General features: G+C 74.4%; 2 protein-coding genes. Both read right to left on the bottom strand.

Annotation, left to right across the window (positions count from 1 at the left end):
• Positions 1-329, bottom strand: a 329-nt coding sequence (locus AOJ26_RS41245; RefSeq protein ID WP_234358812.1) for an ATP-binding cassette domain-containing protein, incomplete at its 3' end; no start/stop codon positions are given.
• The coding region (locus AOJ26_RS41240; RefSeq protein ID WP_234358811.1) for an ABC transporter ATP-binding protein at positions 326-1,131 on the bottom strand (806 nt) is incomplete at its 5' end. The genes AOJ26_RS41240 and AOJ26_RS41245, both read right to left, overlap by 4 nt.

Here is a 1,131-nt window from a genome sequence, read left to right as displayed (position 1 = left end):
GGGGCGGCGAGTTCGAGGTTCTCGCGGACGGTGAGGGAGCCGAACACGGCCCGCCGCTCGGGGACCAGGCACAGACCGCGCCGGGCCCGCTCGTACGCCGGTACGCGGGTCACGTCGACGCCGTCCCACAGCACGCTGCCGTCGGTGAGCGGCACCGTTCCGGCCAGGGCGCGCAGTGCCGTCGTACGGCCGGAGCCGTTGCGGCCAAGCAGGACGGTGAGGCCGGGACCGGGCGCGGTGAGGGTGACGCCGTGCAGGGCCTCCAGGGGGCCGTAGCGCACGCGCGCGTGGCGCAGGGCCATGGCGGTCCTCACGCTTCTCGCGGTCATACGGCGGTCTCCCGGGCGTCGAGCGCGTCCAGCACGTGGGCCGGGGGACCGGAGGCGATGACCCGGCCCGCGGTCATGACGTGGACGACGTCCGCGAGGTCGGCCACCAGGTCGAGGTCGTGCTCGACCACGAGGAGGGCGGTGCCGTCCGCCGCGAGGGCCCTCAGGACCCGGGCCAGGGCGGTCACCTCGGCGGTGTCCAGACCGGCGGCGGGTTCGTCGAGGAGCAGGACGCTCGGGGAACCGGCGAGGGCCCGGGCGAGTTCCACCCGGCGCAGGGTGCCGGTGGGGAGGCCGGCGGCGGGGGCGTCGCGCAGGGGGCCGTCCAGACCGAACAGCGTCAGTGCGCGGTCCGTGGCGGTCGGGTCGGGAATGTGGCCCTGTTCCGCGCCCACCTGGATGTTCTCGGCCACCGTCAAGGTCGGGAAGACGGCGAGTTGTTGGAAGGTGCGGGTGATGCCGAGGCGGGTGCGGGCGTGGGGGGAGAAGTGGGTGATGTCGCGGTCGGCGTAGCGGACCTGGCCCCGCGTGGGGCGGATTGTTCCTGCCAGGCAGTGGAACAGCGTGGACTTCCCGGCTCCGTTGGGGCCGATGATCGCGGTGATCCGTCCGGGCTGGACGGTCAGGTCGACTCCGGCGAGGGCGGTGAAGCCGTCGTAGCGGGCGTGGAGGTCGTGGGCGGTGAGGACTGCCCGGCCTTCGGCCGGGTTCGTGTTCCCACCCGCACCACCCGTGCTGCTTTCACGGTCGGGTGCGGGGGTGCCCGCGGGGGCGGCGTTCTTGATGGGCGCGGGTGCGGTGG

Origin of the sequence: Streptomyces sp. NRRL B-24085, from assembly GCF_001282115.1 — a bacterium.
Classification (GTDB): domain Bacteria; phylum Actinomycetota; class Actinomycetes; order Streptomycetales; family Streptomycetaceae; genus Streptomyces.
The sequence above is the reverse complement of the archived record's forward strand: the minus strand, read 5'-3'. Positions and strand labels throughout refer to the sequence as shown.